18 protein-coding genes and 3 tRNA genes are annotated in these 18,554 nt (G+C 70.3%); 11 read left to right on the top strand and 10 right to left on the bottom strand.

The window, feature by feature from the left end; all coding sequences use genetic code 11:
* Nucleotides 1–146 precede the first annotated feature (146 nt).
* Together ACIBL4_RS34645 and ACIBL4_RS34640 are read left to right on the top strand one after the other, a co-directional pair.
* Nucleotides 147–1,622 (top strand): N,N-dimethylformamidase beta subunit family domain-containing protein, encoded by a 1,476-nt coding sequence (locus tag ACIBL4_RS34645; RefSeq protein WP_399415747.1) that lies wholly within the window; start codon nucleotides 147–149, stop codon nucleotides 1,620–1,622.
* A 120-nt stretch (nucleotides 1,623–1,742) separates the two neighbouring features.
* Nucleotides 1,743–2,642: a phosphoribosylaminoimidazolesuccinocarboxamide synthase gene (locus ACIBL4_RS34640; protein WP_399415745.1), complete on the top strand. Its 900-nt coding sequence runs from the start codon at nucleotides 1,743–1,745 to the stop codon at nucleotides 2,640–2,642.
* Between the two features lie 58 nt (nucleotides 2,643–2,700).
* On the opposite strand, the gene ACIBL4_RS34635 is transcribed toward ACIBL4_RS34640, so the two are convergent.
* The 8 genes from ACIBL4_RS34635 to ACIBL4_RS34600 form a co-directional block, all read right to left on the bottom strand.
* A tRNA-Gly gene (locus tag ACIBL4_RS34635) sits at nucleotides 2,701–2,776 on the bottom strand.
* 22 nt (nucleotides 2,777–2,798) lie between these two features.
* Nucleotides 2,799–3,419 (bottom strand): response regulator, encoded by a 621-nt coding sequence (locus ACIBL4_RS34630; RefSeq protein ID WP_399415744.1) that lies wholly within the window; start codon nucleotides 3,417–3,419, stop codon nucleotides 2,799–2,801.
* Entirely contained in the window at nucleotides 3,416–4,684 is a 1,269-nt protein-coding gene (locus ACIBL4_RS34625; RefSeq protein ID WP_399415742.1) for a sensor histidine kinase, read from the bottom strand. Before ACIBL4_RS34625 ends, ACIBL4_RS34630 begins: the two co-directional genes overlap by 4 nt.
* Before the next feature lie 22 nt (nucleotides 4,685–4,706).
* Complete coding sequence (locus tag ACIBL4_RS34620) at nucleotides 4,707–5,510, bottom strand: ABC transporter permease (protein ID WP_399415741.1); 804 nt, start codon at nucleotides 5,508–5,510, stop codon at nucleotides 4,707–4,709.
* Nucleotides 5,507–6,478: an ABC transporter ATP-binding protein gene (locus ACIBL4_RS34615; RefSeq protein ID WP_399415739.1), complete on the bottom strand. Its 972-nt coding sequence runs from the start codon at nucleotides 6,476–6,478 to the stop codon at nucleotides 5,507–5,509. Before ACIBL4_RS34615 ends, ACIBL4_RS34620 begins: the two co-directional genes overlap by 4 nt.
* 144 nt (nucleotides 6,479–6,622) lie before the next feature.
* Nucleotides 6,623–6,695: transfer RNA gene (locus ACIBL4_RS34610), tRNA-Gly, on the bottom strand.
* Nucleotides 6,696–6,793: 98 nt separating this feature from the next.
* A tRNA-Gly gene (locus ACIBL4_RS34605) sits at nucleotides 6,794–6,865 on the bottom strand.
* A 134-nt stretch (nucleotides 6,866–6,999) separates the two neighbouring features.
* Nucleotides 7,000–7,317, bottom strand: a complete 318-nt coding sequence (locus tag ACIBL4_RS34600; protein ID WP_399415738.1) for an Lsr2 family protein — start codon at nucleotides 7,315–7,317, stop codon at nucleotides 7,000–7,002.
* A gap of 267 nt (nucleotides 7,318–7,584) precedes the next feature.
* On the opposite strand from ACIBL4_RS34600, the gene purS reads away from it, so the two are divergent.
* The 9 genes from purS (at nucleotide 7,585) to purM (ending at nucleotide 16,614) form a co-directional block, all read left to right on the top strand.
* Nucleotides 7,585–7,848 carry a phosphoribosylformylglycinamidine synthase subunit PurS gene (purS, locus tag ACIBL4_RS34595; RefSeq protein WP_010045045.1) on the top strand — a complete coding sequence of 88 codons (264 nt, stop codon included), beginning with the start codon at nucleotides 7,585–7,587 and terminating at the stop codon, nucleotides 7,846–7,848.
* The gene (purQ, locus tag ACIBL4_RS34590) at nucleotides 7,845–8,525 is read left to right on the top strand and encodes a phosphoribosylformylglycinamidine synthase subunit PurQ (protein ID WP_399415736.1); all 681 of its coding nucleotides are present in this window, start codon (nucleotides 7,845–7,847) and stop codon (nucleotides 8,523–8,525) included. The genes purS and purQ overlap by 4 nt, the downstream gene beginning before the upstream one ends.
* On the top strand, nucleotides 8,522–10,780 hold the full coding sequence (purL, locus tag ACIBL4_RS34585; protein ID WP_399415735.1) for a phosphoribosylformylglycinamidine synthase subunit PurL: 2,259 nt from the start codon (nucleotides 8,522–8,524) through the stop codon (nucleotides 10,778–10,780). Before purQ ends, purL begins: the two co-directional genes overlap by 4 nt.
* Nucleotides 10,781–10,884: 104 nt before the next feature.
* Nucleotides 10,885–11,385: an ArsR/SmtB family transcription factor gene (locus ACIBL4_RS34580; protein WP_399415734.1), complete on the top strand. Its 501-nt coding sequence runs from the start codon at nucleotides 10,885–10,887 to the stop codon at nucleotides 11,383–11,385.
* A gap of 64 nt (nucleotides 11,386–11,449) precedes the next feature.
* Nucleotides 11,450–12,283 (top strand): M23 family metallopeptidase, encoded by an 834-nt coding sequence (locus tag ACIBL4_RS34575; protein WP_399415733.1) that lies wholly within the window; start codon nucleotides 11,450–11,452, stop codon nucleotides 12,281–12,283.
* 10 nt (nucleotides 12,284–12,293) lie between these two features.
* A complete protein-coding gene (locus ACIBL4_RS34570; protein WP_399415732.1) occupies nucleotides 12,294–13,091 on the top strand; it encodes a sterol carrier family protein in 798 nt (265 codons plus the stop codon).
* Nucleotides 13,092–13,128: 37 nt separating this feature from the next.
* A complete protein-coding gene (locus tag ACIBL4_RS34565; protein ID WP_399415731.1) occupies nucleotides 13,129–13,908 on the top strand; it encodes an META domain-containing protein in 780 nt (259 codons plus the stop codon).
* A 63-nt stretch (nucleotides 13,909–13,971) separates the two neighbouring features.
* The gene (purF, locus tag ACIBL4_RS34560) at nucleotides 13,972–15,501 is read left to right on the top strand and encodes an amidophosphoribosyltransferase (protein ID WP_399415730.1); all 1,530 of its coding nucleotides are present in this window, start codon (nucleotides 13,972–13,974) and stop codon (nucleotides 15,499–15,501) included.
* Nucleotides 15,502–15,546: 45 nt separating this feature from the next.
* A complete protein-coding gene (gene purM / locus ACIBL4_RS34555; RefSeq protein ID WP_399415728.1) occupies nucleotides 15,547–16,614 on the top strand; it encodes a phosphoribosylformylglycinamidine cyclo-ligase in 1,068 nt (355 codons plus the stop codon).
* A 93-nt stretch (nucleotides 16,615–16,707) separates the two neighbouring features.
* Here the strand turns inward: purM and ACIBL4_RS34550 are convergent, their stop codons facing one another.
* Nucleotides 16,708–16,959 carry a DUF3073 domain-containing protein gene (locus ACIBL4_RS34550; protein WP_020277200.1) on the bottom strand — a complete coding sequence of 84 codons (252 nt, stop codon included), beginning with the start codon at nucleotides 16,957–16,959 and terminating at the stop codon, nucleotides 16,708–16,710.
* 299 nt (nucleotides 16,960–17,258) lie between these two features.
* Nucleotides 17,259–18,362 carry a Leu/Phe/Val dehydrogenase gene (locus tag ACIBL4_RS34545; RefSeq protein ID WP_397624714.1) on the bottom strand — a complete coding sequence of 368 codons (1,104 nt, stop codon included), beginning with the start codon at nucleotides 18,360–18,362 and terminating at the stop codon, nucleotides 17,259–17,261.
* Nucleotides 18,363–18,554: the final 192 nt, after the last annotated feature.

Genomic DNA, 18,554 nt, shown 5'->3' with positions numbered 1-18,554 from the left:
CGCATTATGTGATGTGCTTGGGCCGTTCGCGCACATGGCAAGGGCTTGCGACATACGACAAACACATAGGCACGAAGGAACCACAGGGGTCGCAGCTCACCACACAGCACGCACAGCCACGGGGGCGAAGGGGAGGGGAAGCAACCATGGACTCGGAGCAGATCCGCCGTTGGGAGTCGGGAGCGCTGGCGCACGCCGTGACGGATCCCTTCGGGCAGGGCCCCGTTCCGTGGCTGCGCGGAAACGTGACGTACTTCGACGACAGCGGCCAGGTCGTCCCCTGGTACGTGGACCAGGACCCGGCCCAGGACCCGAAGGAGGGCAGCCGCTCGAGCGGCCCCCGCGCGGCCGACGACGTCCACTGCCAGATCAAGGGCTTCACCTCCACCGGCGCGGTCGCGCCCGGCGAGGCCATCGACTTCCACATCACCGTCGACCCGCCCCAGGAGTTCGGCGTCGACATCTACCGCATCGGCCACTACGGCGGTGACGGCGCAGCGAAGATCACCACCAGCCCGCGCCTGTCCGGCATCGTGCAGTCCGCGCCGCTCACGGCGGACCGTACGGTCTCCTGCCACCACTGGTGGCTGTCCTGGCGGCTCCAGATCCCGTCGTACTGGAACGTCGGCGCATACGTCGCCGTCCTCACCACCGCCGACGGCTACCGCTCCCACGTCCCGTTCACGGTCCGCGACGACCAGCCCGCCGACCTGCTCCTCGTCCTGCCCGACATCACCTGGCAGGCGTACAACCTCTACCCGGAGGACGGCCGCACCGGCGCCAGCCTTTACCACGCCTGGGACGAGAAGGGCCGCTTACTGGGCGAGTCCGATGCCGCCACCACGGTCTCCTTCGACCGCCCGTACGCGGGCGCGGGCCTCCCGCTGCACGTCGGGCACGCCTACGACTTCATCCGCTGGGCCGAGCGCTACGGCTACGACGTCGCCTACGCCACCGCCAGCGACCTGCACGCGGGCCGCGTCGACCCCACCCGCTACCGCGGCCTGGTCTTCCCGGGCCACGACGAGTACTGGTCGGCCGGGATGCGCGGTGCCGTGGAGCGCGCCCGCGACGCCGGCACCTCGCTGGTCTTCCTCTCCGCCAACTCGATGTACTGGCAGGTGGAACTGGGCCCGTCCCCGTCCGGTGTCCCCGACCGCCTGCTGACCTGCCGCAAGCGCAGGGGCCCCGGCAAGCCGGTGCTGTGGCGGGAGATCGACCGGGCGGAGCAGCAGCTCATCGGCATCCAGTACGCCGGGCACGTCCCCGTGCCCCACCCTCTGATCGTGCGCAACGCGGGCCACTGGCTGTGGGAGGCGACCGGGGCGCACGAGGGGGACGAGATCGAGGGCCTGGTGGCGGGCGAGGCCGACCGCTACTTCCCGCGCACCCCGCTGCCCGAGCACGAGGAGCGTGTGCTGCTCGCCCATTCGCCGTACACGGACAAGGAGGGCACCGCCCGCCACCAGGAGACGTCCCTGTACCGCGCCCCCTCCGGCGCCTGGGTCTTCGCTTCAGGAACGTTCGCCTGGACTCCGGCTCTGGACCGCCCCGGACACGTCGACGCCCGCATCCAGCGGGCCACCGCAAACCTCCTGGACCGCATCTGCAAACGCGACTGACCCACTGTCCGCGATCAAGCTCGCATACGGGAGAATCGAGCCACTTGGCCCGCCCGTCTCCCGCCACCACCCCAGGGGAGCCCTGCGGGCGCACCTCTTGTTCAACCACGGGGAGGAACCGTGTCCGGATTCGTAGAGAAGCCCGAGCCGATCCAGGTTCCGGGCCTGGTGCATCTGCACACCGGCAAGGTGCGCGATCTGTACCAGAACGAGGCGGGCGACCTCGTGATGGTCGCCAGCGACCGCATGTCCGCGTATGACTGGGTGCTGCCGACCGAGATCCCCGACAAGGGCCGGATTCTCACCCAGCTCTCCCTGTGGTGGTTCGACCAGCTCGCCGACCTGATCCCGAACCACGTCCTGAGCACGGAACTGCCCCCGGGCGCCCCCGCCGACTGGGAGGGCCGCACCCTCGTCTGCAAGTCGCTCCGGATGATCCCCGTGGAGTGCGTGGCGCGCGGCTATCTGACCGGCTCGGGTCTGGTCGAGTACAACGAGTCCCGTACGGTCTGCGGCCTCGCCCTCCCGGAGGGCCTGGTCGACGGCAGCGAACTGCCCGCCCCGATCTTCACCCCGGCGACCAAGGCCGCCGTCGGCGAGCACGACGAGAACGTCTCCTACGAGGAGGTCGCCCGCCAGGTCGGCGCCGACACCGCGGCCCGGCTGCGCCAGGCGACCCTCGCCGTCTACTCGCGGGGCCGGGACATCGCCCGCGAGCGCGGCATCATCCTGGCGGACACCAAGTTCGAGTTCGGCTTCGACGGGGACTCCCTGGTCCTCGCGGACGAGGTCCTGACCGCGGACTCCTCCCGCTTCTGGCCGGCCGACGAGTGGCAGCCGGGCCGGGCGCAGCCGTCGTACGACAAGCAGTACGTCCGCGACTGGCTGACCTCGGCGGAGTCCGGCTGGGACCGCAAGAGCGAGCAGCCGCCGCCCGCGCTGCCGCAGCAGGTCGTCGACGCCACCCGCGCCAAGTACGTGGAGGCGTACGAGCGCCTGACCGGCACGAGCTGGTCGTAGGACGCGGGACACAGGACACACAGAGAAGCCCCCCGGCCGGAGCCGGGGGGCTTCTCACTGGAGCGAACGACGAGGTTCGAACTCGCGACCTCAACCTTGGCAAGGTTGCGCTCTACCAACTGAGCTACGTTCGCATGCGCCGTGGCGCGGGAACCACTATACCCAACCTCGCTCCCGTGCGAGCCGCACCGCGGCATGCCGGTTCTCCGCCCCGAGCTTCGACACGGCCGACGACAGGTAGTTCCGCACGGTCCCCTGCGACAGCGCGGCCCGCTCGGCGATCTCCGCCACGGGCGCACCGTCGGCCGCGAGTTCCAGCACCTCGGCCTCCCGGGCGGTCAGCGGCGAGTCCCCGGCGGCGATCGCGTCGGCGGCCAACTCCGGGTCGACGTAACGGTTCCCGGCATGCACCGTGCGAATGAGCTCCGCGAGCCGCTGCGCACTGACGGTTTTCGGCACGAACCCCCGCACCCCGGCCTCCAGCGCCCGCTTCAGATGCCCGGGCCGCCCGTGGCTGGTGACGATGAGCACCCTGCAGCCGGGCAGTTCGATGCGCAGGGATGTGGCGACCTTCACACCGTCGGCGCCGGGCATCTGGAGATCCAGGACGGCGACGTCGGGCTGGTGCGCCCGGGCCATCGCCAGCGCCTCCGGCCCGGTGGCCGCCTCGGCGACGACCGTGAGGTCGTCCTCCAGCGACAGCAGCGCGGCGAGCGCCCCGCGGATGAGGTGCTCGTCGTCGGCGAGCAGCAGCCGCACGGGCTCCAGGGCCGTCATGGCATGACCTCACTCACAGCAGGTACAGCGGCGAGGGGCTCGGGCGGGGCGGACTCGGACGGCAGCGGGATCTCCGCCGTCAGCCGGAACAGCCCCTTTCCCGCCGGCCCGGCCTCCAGCGTCCCGTCGATCTGCGCCAGCCGCTCCCGCAGCCCGGCGAGCCCGGAGCCGGACGCCTCCGCCCCCTCTGCGGCCTCCGTGACCCCGTCGTTCTCCACCGACAACACCACTCGCCCCTCCAGACCCCCGAGCCGCACCGCACACCACCGCGCGTCCCCGTGCCGCAGGACATTCGTCGCGGCCTCCCGCACCACCCACCCCAGGGCGGACTGCACCCCGGTCGGCAGCCCCGACGGGGTCCGCCCGCTCACCGTGCAGTCGATACCGGCCGCGGTCAGCACCCCTTGCGCACCGGCCAGTTCGGAGGCGAGATCGGCCTCCCGGTAACCCCGCACGACCTCGCGGACCTCCCGCTGCGACTCGTGCGCGAGCCGCTGCACCTCGACCATCTGCGCCACGGCCTCCGGCCGCCCCCGCTGGGCGAGCTGCACGGCCAGCTCGCTCTTGAGCGCGATCACGGCGAGGTTCCGCCCCATGACGTCGTGCAGATCCCGCCCGAACCTGAGCCGCTCCTCGGCGACGGCGAGCCGGGCCCGGGTCTCGCGGGCCTCGTCGAGTTCGTAGACGGCGTTGAGCAGCCACACGGAGAAGACGGCCGTGAAGGCGATGAACGTGCCGCCGATCAGCACGATCAACGCGGTGAACAGCGCCGTGAGGGCGGAGGCACCGAGCGCGAACGTCACGACCCAGGTGCCCGCCGCGAAGCCGGCCGCGATGCCGAAGGCGCGCCGCCGGTCGCGGACGCCGAGCGCGATGATGCCGGGCCCGAAGACCAGGATCACTCCGAAGACCCCGCCGGCGGCGGTGTCGACGCTTTCGCCGGCGGGCCCGTGCTCGGCGATCCCGAGCGCGGCGACGGAGACCGCGGCGGTGACGGCGGCCAGTGTCCACATCAGCCCGACGGGCTGGGGCCTGCGGCCCCGCGTCCAGTCCACCGCCCGCGACACGGTCACGAAGGCGATGGTGGCGTGCACGGCCACCACCAGCATGACGGCACCGCCCAGCCGCGCCCCCAGCGGGGCCACGGACGTGAAGCCGACGGAGAAGAACTCCATCACCGCGAAGAAGTAGAACGACCACCGCGTGTACGTCTCGACCTTCTGCGGTGTGCTCTTCCGCCGCCACCACCTGCCCGGCCCGCGCATCAGCCCGTCACTCCCCCTTCGGTCAGCGCCGCGGTTCCCAGCGGAACCACCGCCGTACAGCAAACACCGCGATGACGATCCAGGCCATCGCCGTCGCGAGGGCGCCGAGCGCCTCGTACGCCGACAGATCGCCGGTCCAGCCGCCGCGCACCAGGGTGACGACGGGTGTCAGCGGCAGCAGTTCGCAGACGGAGGCCAGCCGGTCGGGCATCAGCTCCAGCGGGAAGAACATGCCGGAGCCCATCATCGAGACGAGCAGCAGCGGCATGGGCGTGGCCTGTGCGCTCTCGCCGGTCCGGGTCACGGCGGCGGTGGCCGCGGCGAGGGCCGCGCACATCACGAGCCCCAGCAGCAGTCCTGCGACGGCCAGATGGGGCGCGGACGGCGCGGACAGGTCCAGCAACACACTGCAGCCGGCCACGAGCAGCAGGCACTGCGCGAGTGCGGTGAGGGCGGCGGGAAGCGCGGAGCCGGCCAGGATCTCGACGTCCCGCAGCTCACCGGTGCGCAGCCGCTTGAGGACGAGTTCCTCACGCCGGACGACGTACGTGCCGACGAGCACCGAGTAGACGGCGAACAGCAGGGAGAAGCCGACCGCGGCGGGCAGCACCAGGGTGCCGGTGTTCAGTCCGGCTCCGGTGAGGTCCATCTCCTGGGCCGCCGACCGCACGCTGAAAGGCATCACCAGCGGTACGAACAGCGCCGCGACGAGCGCGCCCCTGGTCCGCCCGAGCAGGGTCAGTTCGGCGCGGGCGAGAGCGGTCATCCGGCTCAGCGCAGTGGTCGCCGCCGGCGCCGGGCGGGGCGTCGTGGTGATGGCGCTCATGCCGCGTACTCCTTCGTCGTCGTTCCCGTGGTCCGGCCCGCGGAGACGTCCTTGGCGATGCGGAGGAACGCCTCCTCCAGGGAGGCCGGCCGCACGTCCAGGCGGCGCAGTTCCACCCGGGCCCGCGCGGCCCACGTGAGCAGTTCGGTGGCCGTCCGCTGGAGTTCGCGGGTGCGCAGCCGGACGGTCCGGCCGTCGGTCTCGTGCCCGCTCACGCCCAGCTCGCCGAGCGGCGGGAGATCGCCGACGAAGTAGCCGTCGGGCAGTTCGAAGGAGATCCGCGACGGTTCCGCGGCGGTGACCTCGGCCGGGGTTCCGGTGGTGGCGATGCGGCCCTCGTGCATGATCGCCAGCCGGTCGGCGAGATTTTCGGCCTCTTCCAGGTAGTGCGTGGTCAGCAGCACCGTCGTACCGCCGTCGCGCAGCGCGCTCACCAACTCCCAGGTCTCGTGACGGCCTTCGGCGTCCAGGCCGGTGGTCGGCTCGTCCAGGAAGAGCACCTCGGGGTCGCCGAGCAGCGCGAGCGCCAGATCCAGCCGGCGCCGCTGCCCGCCGGACAACTGCTTGACCCGGATGCCGGCCTTCGACTCCAGTCCGACCAGCGCGAGGACCTCCGCCGGCGGCCGGGCCCCGCTCACGCACCCCGCCCACATTCGCGCGCTCTCCGCGACGGTCAGCTCGGACGGGAAGCCGCCTTCCTGGAGCATCACGCCGGTGCGCGGCCGTACGAGGGCCCGGTCGGTGTACGGGTCGTGCCCGAGGACCCGGATCCGGCCGTCCGCGGGCGCCGCGAGTCCTTCCAGCAGTTCGACGGTCGAGGTCTTGCCCGCGCCGTTGGTGCCCAGCAGGGCGAAGATCTCCCCGCGACGTACGGAAAAGGTGATTCCGGTTACCGCCTCGAACCCGCCCCCGTACACACGCCGCAGGTCAGTGACCTCAATCACGTGTTCGTGTTCGTTCGTTTCCATGTCTTCAGCGTCCCGGCCGCGCGGCTCTGGGAGCAGTGCGCACTGTCATCACTCGGCATGACAAATGTCAGAAGCAAGGATCAGAGGCGAGGAACGGAAACACGAAGAAGACCCCGGTCCATCAGGACCGGGGTCTCATTCCCGAGCGGACGACGAGGCTCGAACTCGCGACCTCAACCTTGGCAAGGTTGCGCTCTACCAACTGAGCTACGTCCGCATATGCTCCCGATCGCCAGCCTGAAACAAGCACGGCCACCGATCGGTGCGGGCACCAGCCTACCTGATCCACAAGAGTGGTCGGTACTGGCGATGCAGAGCGGGTGACAGGAATCGCACACTGCGCCTTCCCCCTGGAAGGGGGATGTTCTACTACTGAACTACACCCGCATGTATCCGTGAGCCGGGCCTTTCGGCCTCGCCCCTCGGCGTGCTCCAGACTCTAGCTGATCAGCCGGGGTGCTGCGCAAGTCGGCTGCCGCGAGGGGCGGGTGACCGGCCGTCCGCCGGGCCTCACCGGGCCGTCACTGGGCGGCGGTGAACGCCTCGTAGACCCTCCTGGGGATGCGCCCGCGCGCGGGGACCTCCATCTTGTTGGCCTGGGCCCAGGCTCGCACGGCCGACGGGTCGGGGGCGACCTCCGTCTGCCGGTACGCCCTGCCCGAGCGGGACCGCTTGCGGCCGGCCTCCACGTAGGGCGCGAGCGCCTTCCGCAGTTCGCCGGCATTGACTTCGTTCAGGTCGATCTCGTACGACTTGCCGTCCAGTCCGAAGGCGATCGTTTCCGCCGCTTCCGAGCCGTCGATGTCGTCAAAGAGAGTGACCACGACCTTCTGCGCCACGAATATCGGTCCCTTCCTGCGGCACTTGCCAATTCATTTCTACAGTGCCTGACAATGCAATGTGAAACCCGACTAAATCTGTCCGCGTGTCCGAACGCAATAGGTTTCAGGTGTCGACCCGGAATCTTTCCTGGAAATTTTCGTGCGTGGGCCCGTCGATGCCGGATCGTGATGACGGTCACGTAGTTTCCTACAAGTCGACGCGCGTAGAATTTTTGTGCGGGTAGTCTGAAGGAACCTGCTCAGCACCACACACCGGGAGTGCCAGTGGCACGCGTCGTAGTCGACGTCATGCTCAAGCCGGAGATCCTCGACCCCCAGGGCCAGGCGGTGCAGCGCGCACTGCCGCGGCTGGGTTTCGAAGGGATCTCGGACGTCCGCCAGGGAAAGCGTTTCGAACTGGAAGTTGACGGGCCGGTCGACGAGGCCGCCCTCGCCCGCATTCACGATCTTGCGGAGTCCTTCCTCGCGAACACCGTGATCGAGGACTTCACCGTCCGGGTCGAGGAAGTCGCGGAGGCCGTGAAGTGACCGCTCGTATTGGCGTCGTCACTTTCCCCGGCAGTCTGGACGACCGGGACACGCAGCGCGCGATCCGCCTCGCGGGCGCCGAGCCGGTCGCCCTGTGGCACAAGGACAAGGACCTCAAGCAGGTCGACGCCGTGGTGCTGTGCGGTGGTTTCTCCTACGGCGACTATCTGCGCGCCGGGGCCATCGCCCGTTTCTCGCCGGTGATGGAGCCCCTGCTGGAGCAGGCGAAGGCCGGCCTGCCGGTCCTCGGCATCTGCAACGGCTTCCAGATCCTCACCGAGGCCCATCTGCTGCCCGGCACGATGCTGCGCAACAACCACCTGCACTTCATCTGCCGTGACCAGAAGCTGCGCGTGGAGAACGCCGAGACCGCCTGGACCAGCGACTACACCGCCGGCCAGGAGATCCACATCCCGCTGAAGAACATCGACGGGCAGTACGTCGCCGACCAGCGCACGCTGGACACGCTGGAGTCCGAGGGCCGGGTCGCCTTCCGGTACCTGGACGTCAACCCCAACGGCTCGAACAACGACATCGCGGGTGTCACCAACGAGGCCGGCAACGTCGTAGGCCTCATGCCGCACCCCGAGCACGCCGTCGAGCCGCTGATCGGCACCGGTCGCACCGACGGCCTCCCGTTCTTCACCTCGATCCTCAAGAAGCTGGTCAACGCATGAGCCGGACGCCTCTGGACACGGTCGAGCACGCGGCCGCGACCCCCGACGTCGAGCTGCCCTGGGCCGAACTGGGCCTGAAGAAGGACGAGTACGAGCGCGTGGTCGAGATCCTCGGCCGCCGGCCCACCGGGGCCGAGCTCGCCATGTACTCGGTGATGTGGTCGGAGCACTGCTCGTACAAGAGCAGCAAGGTGCACCTGCGCCAGTTCGGCGAGAAGGCACCCGAGAACGACGCCATGCTCGTCGGCATCGGCGAGAACGCCGGTGTGGTGGACGTCGGCCAGGGCTACGCGGTCACCTTCAAGGTCGAGTCGCACAACCACCCGTCGTACGTCGAGCCCTACCAGGGCGCGGCCACGGGTGTCGGCGGCATCGTCCGCGACATCATCGCCATGGGCGCCCGCCCGGTGGCGGTCGTCGACCCGCTGCGCTTCGGCGCGGCCGACCACCCCGACACCAAGCGCGTGCTGCCGGGTGTCGTCGCCGGCATCGGCGGCTACGGCAACTGCCTGGGCCTGCCCAACATCGGCGGCGAGGTCGTCTTCGACTCCTGCTACCAGGGCAACCCGCTGGTCAACGCCGGGTGCATCGGTGTGATGCGGCACGAGGACATCCACCTCGCGAAGGCCTCCGGCGCGGGCAACAAGGTCATCCTGTACGGGGCTCGTACGGGTGGTGACGGCATCGGCGGCGCGTCGATCCTCGCGAGTGAGACCTTCGACGACGCCAAGCCGTCGAAGCGCCCGGCGGTCCAGGTCGGCGACCCCTTCCAGGAGAAGCTGCTCATCGAGTGCACGCTGGAAGCGTTCAAGGAGAAGTTGGTCGTCGGCATCCAGGACCTGGGCGCGGCCGGCCTGTCCTGCGCGACCAGCGAGCTGGCCTCCAACGGCTCCGGCGGCATGCGCGTGACGCTGGACGACGTCCCCCTGCGCGACTCGACGCTCTCGCCCGAGGAAATCCTCATGAGCGAGTCGCAGGAGCGCATGTGCGCGGTCGTCGAGCCGGAGAAGGTCGACCGCTTCCTGGAGATCTGCGAGAAGTGGGACGTCATCGCCACCGTCATCGGTGAGGTGACCGACGGCGACCGCCTGGAGATCTACTGGCACGGCGGCAAGATCGTCGATGTCGACCCGCGCACGGTGGCCCACGAGGGCCCGGTCTACGAGCGCCCGTACGCCCGCCCGTCCTGGCAGGACGCCCTCCAGGCGGACGACGCGAACAAGCTGCCGCGGCCGGCGACGAGCGAGGAGCTGAAGGACCAGGTCCTGAAGCTGGTCGGCTCCCCGAACCAGGCCTCCAAGTCCTGGATCACCTCCCAGTACGACCACTTCGTGCAGGGCAACACGGTCCTCGCCCAGCCCGAGGACTCCGGCATGATCCGGATCGACGAGGAGACCGGCCTCGGCGTGGCCCTCGCCACGGACGGCAACGGCCGGTACGCCAAGCTCGACCCGTACACGGGCGCGCAGCTCGCGCTGGCGGAGGCCTACCGGAACGTGGCGACGACCGGTGCGAAGCCGCTCGCCGTGTCCGACTGCCTGAACTTCGGCTCGCCCGAGGACCCGGCGGTGATGTGGCAGTTCGCGGAGGCCGTGCGCGGTCTGGCGGACGGCTGCCAGCAGCTTGGCACCCCGGTGACCGGCGGCAACGTCTCGCTCTACAACCAGACGGGCGAGGCGGCCATCCACCCGACCCCGGTCGTCGCGGTCCTGGGCGTCATCGACGACGTCACCCGGCGCACGCCGGTCGCCTTCCAGGAGGAGGGGCAGCTGCTCTACCTCCTCGGCGAGACGCGTGAGGAGTTCGGCGGTTCGGCCTGGTCCCAGGTCGTGCACGACCACCTCGGCGGTCTGCCGCCCCAGGTGGACCTGGAGCGTGAGCGGCTGCTCGCCGAGATCCTGATCGCCGCCTCCCGCGACGGCATGATCGACTCCGCCCACGACCTGTCGGACGGCGGTCTGATCCAGGCGGTCGTCGAGTCGGCGCTGCTGGGCGGCAAGGGCGCGCGTCTGATCGTCCCGGACGGTCTGGACGCCTTCACCTTCCTGTTCTCCGAGTCGGCGGGCCGCGCGGTCGTGGCCGTGCCGCGTTCGGAGGAGCTCCGCTTCAACGACATGTGCGGTGCGCGGGGCCTGCCGGCCACCCGTATCGGTGTCGTGGACGGCGACTCGGTGGACATCCAGGGCGAGTTCACGCTCCCCCTGTCCGAGCTGCGCGAGCTCCACGAGGGGACGATCCCGGCCCTGCTGGCGTAGTCACGCACGAAGGCCCCGCCCCGCCTGTCATGGCGACGGGCGGGGCTTTCGCATGTCCGGACGGGATCTTGCACGCAATTACGTAGTTCCGTAATATCCACGGTGTGGAACTGGAACAACGTGTCGCCGACCTCGAACGACGGCTGGCGGCCCTGGAGGGCGCCCACCGCGCCGGACCCCGCCTCGACGCGGGCGACTTCTGGGCCCTGAACGGGCTGAAGGAGCAGCTGTCCGAACTGGGAGCCACCGACGGCGGTGTCCTCTACACCGGCTCCGTACGCCTGCCGACGGGCGAGCAGTACGCGTGGCAGACGGGCGCCTTGACGGACGAGCTGCTCGAGGACGACTGGGCGCCGGTCGCCGAGTCGCTGGCGGCGCTCGGCCATCCGGTCCGGCTCCGGCTGCTCCGCGAGATCATCGGCGGCCGGCGCACCGCGGCGGAACTCGCCGAGCTGGAAGAGGTCGGCACGACCGGCCAGATCTACCACCACCTGCGCCAGCTGACCGGAGCCGGCTGGCTGCACACGACCGGGCGGGGCCGCTACGAGGTGCCGCCGGGGCGGGTCGTACCGCTGCTGGTGGCGGTGGCGACGGCACGTCCGTGAACGGCTGAACCCGCGACCGCGAACCCGTGACCGAGCACCCGTGACCGACCGAACCGGGGGAACGATGTCCGTACGCAAACTCGCCAAGGTCGCCTACCGCGCCCTGCAACTGGTGTTCCTCGGCCTGGTGATCGCCCATACCGCGCTGGACCTGGGCTATCCGTGGTGGTGGAACTTCCTGCCGATCGCCCTGGCCTACGCGATCCTCAGCGTGGCCCACCGGTGGGGCGGCGCGCCGGACAGTCCGCGCGCGGCCCGGGAGCCGGTCGAGGTCGGGCCGCCCGTCACCGGCCGCTGGACCGCGCAGAACAGCCCGGCCGACCGCGTCCCGAGCCACGGCACGCACGCCTACGGCCAGACGTACGCCATCGACGTCGTCGCCGAGCCCGAGCCGGGCGCCCGCCCGGGCTTCCGCTGGCTGTGGCCGCTCGCGCGTCGCAACAGCGCCTTCCCCGCCTACGGCGCGCCGCTCCTCGCGGTCGCCGACGGCACCGTCGTACGGGCCGCCGACGGCCAGCGCGACCACCTCAGCCGTACGTCGCCGCTCGCGCTGCTGTACCTGATGGTCCTGGAGGCGTCCGTACGCGACCTGTCCGGTGCCCGGCGCATCGTCGGCAACCACGTCGTCCTCGACCTCGGCGACGGCACCTACGCGCTCTACGCCCACCTCCAGCGCGGCTCGCTCACCGTCCGCGAGGGGGACCGGGTGACCGCCGGACAGCCGCTCGCCCGCTGCGGCAACTCGGGCAACTCCACCGAGCCCCACCTCCACTTCCAGCTGATGGACGCCCCCGACCCGGACACGGCCCGCGGCGTCCCCTTCACCTGGCGCGGCATCGGCGTCCCCCGCAACGGCGAAGCCTTCGAGACGCCCGCGGCGGCATCGCAGCCCGCATAGGCTGATCTCCATGCCCCCGGCCAAGAAGCGCGCCCGCAGCTACGACCCCGCCAAGATCCGCACCGCGGTGCTCACCCAGTTCGGGAACGTCCGCGAGGCCGTACACACCCTCACGGCCGACCAGCTCGCGCTGCCCACCCGGCTGGGGGACTGGACGGTACGGGAGCTCGCCGCGCACGTGACCATGGCCGTGGAGACCGTCAGCCGCAACCTGGAGCGCGAGGAGCCGGCGAAACCGGAGCTCGCCCTCCTCGACTGGCCCTTCGCCACCGCCGCCCGCGCCCGTGACATCGCCGACGGCACCCGCGACCTGGCCGCCGCCAACCCCGACCTCGACGCCCTCTACGCCCGCACCGAGGAGCGCCTCATGCGGAGCCTGGCGGGCGCGCCCGGCGCCCGCGTCCTGGCCGCCCGCACCGGCGCCATCACCCTCGCCGACTACCTGGTCACCCGCACCGTCGAACTCGTCGTCCACACCGATGACCTGAACGCCGCCGTCCCTGGCCTCGACATCCCCTACGACCGGCAGGCCCTGGCCGCCTGCACCCGCCTCCTCGCCGACGCCCTCGCCGTCAAGGCACCCGGCGGCTCCACCGAGGTACGGATCCCGCCCTACGCGGTGGTGCAGTGCGTTTCCGGCCCGAGGCACACCCGGGGCACCCCGCCCAGCGCCGTCGAGACGGACCCGCTGACCTGGATCCGGCTCGCGACCGGGCGGCTGGCCTGGGCACAGGCCCTCCAGGACGCCCGCGTGAGCGCCAGTGGCGAGCGGGCGGACCTTTCGGCCCACCTGCCGCTGATGGCATAAGAGGAACCGATCCCCCCGGGTCCCCCGTCGAAGTGGCATGGACAGGCACAAGCAGCGCATGACCCTGACGGCCGCCGCCATGCTCGTCCCGCTCATGGCGGCCTGCGGCAACGAGAAGGCGGACGGCGGCAGCGGTTCGGTCCGTGCCGGGAAACCGGTGACGGTGACGGGCGTGCGGTGGAACGTGGACAGCGTCACCGCCGACGGAAAGACCCAGAAGGCCCCCACCGGCGCCCACGTCACCATCGACAAGGGCCGGGCCGAGGGCAGCCTCGGGTGCAACAACTTCAGGGCCGACGCCACCGTCGAAGGCGACCGCATCCGGCTCGGTAGGACCATGTCCACCCAGATGGCCTGCGAGAACACGCCCATGGACTTCGAGCAGACCCTCGTCGGCACGCTCTCCGGCCGGGAGTTTCAGACCCGGGTGGACGGCGACCGCCTCACCCTCACCACCGGCCAGGGGGAGACCGTCCGCCTGACCAAGGCGAAGGACGCCCCGCTGAGCGGCACCAAGTGGACCGTCACGACCCCGGACACCGACGGCCGCGCCCACCTCACCTTCGACGCGAAGAAGGGCACGGTCTCGGGCAGCCTCGGCTGCAACAAGGTGAACGCCGAGGCCACCGTCCGCGACGGCGATATCACCCTCGGCCGCCCGGCGACGACCCGAATGATGTGCGAAGACTCACTCATGTCCGGCGAGAAGGCCCTGCTGCGACTTTTCGACGGGAAGCTGAAGTACGGAGTCGATCACCAAACTCTGACGCTGACCAGCGAAAACGGCACGCGTGTGCGAGCCGTCGCCGAGCGGTGATCCGCTGAAAAGTCCGGTATCCCCAATTCGGACCAGTGGACGACCTCGCCTACACTCGGTGGCGTGCCACGTGGTGACGGACGACTCAACCACGACCTGCTCCCCGGTGAGAAGGGCCCCCAGGACGCTTGCGGCGTCTTCGGTGTCTGGGCTCCGGGCGAAGAGGTCGCCAAGCTCACGTACTTCGGGCTCTACGCCCTCCAGCATCGAGGCCAGGAATCCGCGGGAATCGCGGTCAGTAACGGCTCACAGATCCTCGTCTTCAAGGACATGGGCCTCGTTTCCCAGGTCTTCGACGAGACCTCGCTCGGTTCGCTCCAGGGTCACATCGCGGTCGGTCACGCCCGCTACTCGACCACCGGCGCCTCCGTGTGGGAGAACGCCCAGCCGACGTTCCGCGCGACCGCGCACGGCTCCATCGCGCTCGGTCACAACGGCAACCTCGTCAACACCGCCCAGCTCGCCGAGATGGTCGCCGACCTGCCCAAGCAGGAGGGCGGCCGTACGCCGCGCGTGGCGGCCACCAACGACACCGACCTGCTCACCGCGCTCCTCGCGGCCCAGGTCGACGAGGACGGCAAGCCGCTGACCATCGAGGAGGCGGCCGGCGAGGTCCTGCCCCAGGTGCGCGGCGCCTTCAGCCTCGTCTTCATGGACGAGAACACCCTGTACGCCGCCCGTGACCCGCAGGGCATCCGCCCCCTGGTCCTCGGCCGGCTGGAGCGCGGCTGGGTCGTGGCCTCGGAGTCCGCGGCCCTCGACATCTGCGGTGCCGCCTACGTCCGCGAGATCGAGCCGGGCGAGTTCGTCGCCATCGACGAGAACGGCCTGCGCACCTCCCGATTCGCGGAAGCGAAGCCCAAGGGCTGTGTCTTCGAGTACGTGTACCTGGCCCGCCCCGACACCGACATCGCCGGCCGGAACGTCTACCTCTCCCGCGTGGAGATGGGCCGCAAGCTCGCGAAGGAAGCCCCGGTCGAGGCCGACCTGGTCATAGCGACCCCGGAGTCCGGCACCCCGGCGGCCATCGGTTACGCCGAGGCCTCCGGCATCCCCTTCGGCGCCGGCCTGGTGAAGAACGCCTACGTGGGCCGTACGTTCATCCAGCCCTCGCAGACCATCCGCCAGCTGGGCATCCGCCTGAAGCTGAACCCGCTGAAGGAAGTCATCAAGGGCAAGCGCCTGGTCGTCGTCGACGACTCGATCGTGCGCGGCAACACCCAGCGCGCCCTGGTCCGCATGCTCCGCGAGGCCGGCGCCGCCGAGGTCCACATCCGGATCTCCTCGCCGCCCGTGAAGTGGCCCTGCTTCTTCGGCATCGACTTCGCCACCCGCGCCGAGCTCATCGCCAACGGCATGACGATCGAGGAGATCGGCACGTCCCTGGGCGCCGACTCCCTGGCCTACATCTCCATCGACGGCATGATCGAGGCGACCACCATCGCCAAGCCCAACCTGTGCCGCGCCTGCTTCGACGGCGAGTACCCGATGGACCTCCCGGACCCCGAGCTGCTCGGCAAGCAGCTCCTGGAGACGGAGCTGGCCGCCGGCCCGGCCGCCACGGCCGCCGCCGACGCGATCCGCCGACCGTAGGCAGCCCGCACTACCTGCTGTACGACACGAAGGTTCTCATTAGCCATGTCTGAGACAACTGGTGCCAGCTACGCAGCCGCGGGCGTCGACATCGAAGCGGGCGACCGCGCCGTCGAGCTGATGAAGGAGTGGGTGAAGAAAGCCCAGCGCCCCGAGGTCCTCGGCGGCCTCGGCGGCTTCGCCGGACTCTTCGACGCCTCCGCCCTGAAGAACTACGAGCGGCCCCTGCTCGCCTCCGCCACCGACGGCGTCGGCACCAAGGTCGACATCGCCCGCCGGCTCGGCGTCTACGACACGATCGGCCATGACCTGGTCGCGATGGTCATGGACGACATCGTGGTGTGCGGCGCGGAGCCGCTGTTCATGACCGACTACATCTGCGTCGGCAAGGTCCACCCCGAGCGCGTCGCCGCCATCGTCAAGGGCATCGCCGAGGGCTGTGTGCTGGCCGGCTGCGCCCTGGTCGGCGGCGAGACGGCCGAGCACCCGGGCCTGCTGGGCGAGGACGACTTCGACGTCGCCGGCGCCGGTACGGGCGTCGTGGAGGCCGACCGGCTGCTCGGCGCGGATCGTATCCGGACGGGTGACGCGGTGATCGCCATGGCGTCCTCCGGACTTCACTCGAACGGGTACTCGCTCGTCCGGCACGTCCTGCTGGACCAGGCCGGTCTCGCCCTGGACACCCACATCGACGAGCTCGGCCGCACCCTCGGCGAGGAGCTGCTCGAACCGACGAAGATCTACTCGCTGGACTGCCTGGCCCTGATGCGCACCACCGAGGTGCACGCCTTCAGCCACGTCACCGGCGGCGGACTCGCGGCCAACCTCGCCCGGGTCATCCCAGACGACCTGCACGCGATCGTCGACCGCTCCACCTGGACCCCGGGCCCGGTCTTCGACCTCGTCGGCAGGACGGGGAACGTCGAGCGCCTGGAGCTGGAGAAGACGCTGAACATGGGCGTCGGCATGATCGCGATCGTGCCGCAGGAGTCCACCGAGGTGGCCCTGGCGACCCTGGCCGACCGCGGCGTGGACGCCTGGGTGGCAGGAGAGATCACGGACAGGGGCGAGCACACCACTGGTGCCGCCCTGATCGGTGACTGCGCGAACTGAGGCACGGGGGGCGAACCCCACGGGACCTTGCAGGCAGCACAGAACCCGGTCGGTGACCTTCGGTCACCGACCGGGTACATGCTCAGTGCAAGGTCAAGCGCCGCGACGGTGTTGCGAGGACTGGTCGTCCTCGTCTTCGTCGTCGTCCTCGTAGAGGTCGGCGTACCGTGCGTACAGGTCGTCGTCCTGATCATCGTCCTCGAACGGCCCGCCGTTAGGCGGCTGCGGATTCGAAGGCGATGCACCCAGCTCCTCGGCCAGGCGTGAGAGGTCAGTCCCACCGCTGTTGTACTTCAGCTGGCGGGCGACCTTCGTCTGCTTGGCCTTGGCCCGGCCGCGCCCCATGGCTCGACCCCCTCAACGACGGGGCTCGACGGCCCCAGAGTCTTGACACGCGTTCATGGTCCGGAACGGCCCCTCCGCAGAGAGACCGGTCCGTAGGGCTTCCACGGTACCTGAGCCCGCGCCCATACGGTACGTCGCCCGCATGACGTGCCCGCGCCCAGGACCTTCGAGGCGCCCCGTCCTCGCTGGTCAACCGCGATTTTAACCACTTATCGGCGGTCGACCCGCCGGTAGAAGTGAGAGTTCTCTCTAACTGCCCACCGGCGGGTACCGGCCAAACGTACGAGGGCGCTCCCGAATCAGCGCGCCCGGCGGGCCGCGGCCGCGTCGTGCATGCGCTGCTCGGCGATCCGGTCGGCCGCGGCAGCCGGCGGAATACCGTCTTCCTTCGCACGTGCGAATATGGCCAGCGTGGTGTCGAAAATCTTCGCCGCCTTCGCCTTGCACCGCTCGAAGTCGAAGCCGTGCAGCTCGTCGGCCACCTGGATGACACCGCCGGCGTTCACCACGTAGTCCGGCGCGTAGAGGATCCCGCGGTCGGCGAGGTCCTTCTCCACGCCCGGGTGGGCGAGCTGGTTGTTGGCGGCGCCGCAGACCACCTCGGCGGTCAGCACCGGCACGGTGTCGTCGTCCAGCGCCCCGCCCAGCGCGCAGGGGGCGTAGATGCCCAGACCGTCGATGCGGATCAGCTCGTCGGTGTCCTTCACGGCCATGACGTCCCGGTGCCGCTCGGTGATCCGCCGTACGGCGTCCTCGCGCACGTCCGTGACGAAGACCTCGGCGCCCTCCTTCACGAGGTGCTCCACCAGGTGGTGGCCGACCTTGCCGACGCCGGCGATGCCGACCCGCTTCGCGCGCAGTGAGGGGTCGCCCCACAGGTGCTGCGCGGAGGCCCGCATGCCCTGGTAGACGCCGTAGGCGGTGAGGACGGAGGAGTCCCCGGCGCCGCCGTTCTCCGGGGAGCGGCCGGTCGTCCAGCGGCACTCGCGGGCCACGACGTCCATGTCGGCGACGTACGTACCGACGTCGCAGGCGGTGACGTACCGGCCGCCGAGGGAGGCGACGAACCGGCCGTAGGCGAGGAGCAGCTCCTCGGTCTTGATCCGCTCCGGGTCACCGATGATCACGGCCTTGCCGCCGCCGTGGTCGAGACCGGCCATGGCGTTCTTGTACGACATCCCGCGGGCGAGGTTCAGCGCGTCGGCGACGGCCTCGGCCTCGTTCGCGTACGGATAGAAGCGCGTACCGCCGAGCGCGGGGCCCAGGGCGGTGGAGTGGATGGCGATGACGGCCTTGAGGCCGCTCGCGCGGTCCTGGCAGAGCACGACTTGCTCATGTCCCCCCTGGTCCGAGTGGAACAGGGTGTGCAGTACATCAGCAGGTGCGCCGGTTACGTCGGTCACTGTGGTGACTCCTGAGTAAATTGCGGCGGGTGGAGACCAGCTCCCGTGCGGGTGGCGGGGGCTGTTGGGCATGAGATTAGAGCCTGACGGGCCCGCGGACCGCACAGTGCTCAGGATCACCTCCGACCGGAGTACACCCGTGCGACGATTTGCATAGATTTCCCGCACGTTTGTGAGTGGGTTCCGCAGGTT

Source organism: Streptomyces sp. NPDC050416, assembly GCF_044458845.1.
Lineage (GTDB): Bacteria > Actinomycetota > Actinomycetes > Streptomycetales > Streptomycetaceae > Streptomyces.
Note: the sequence above shows the minus strand (reverse complement) of the source record. Positions and strands in the feature narration are given on the sequence as shown.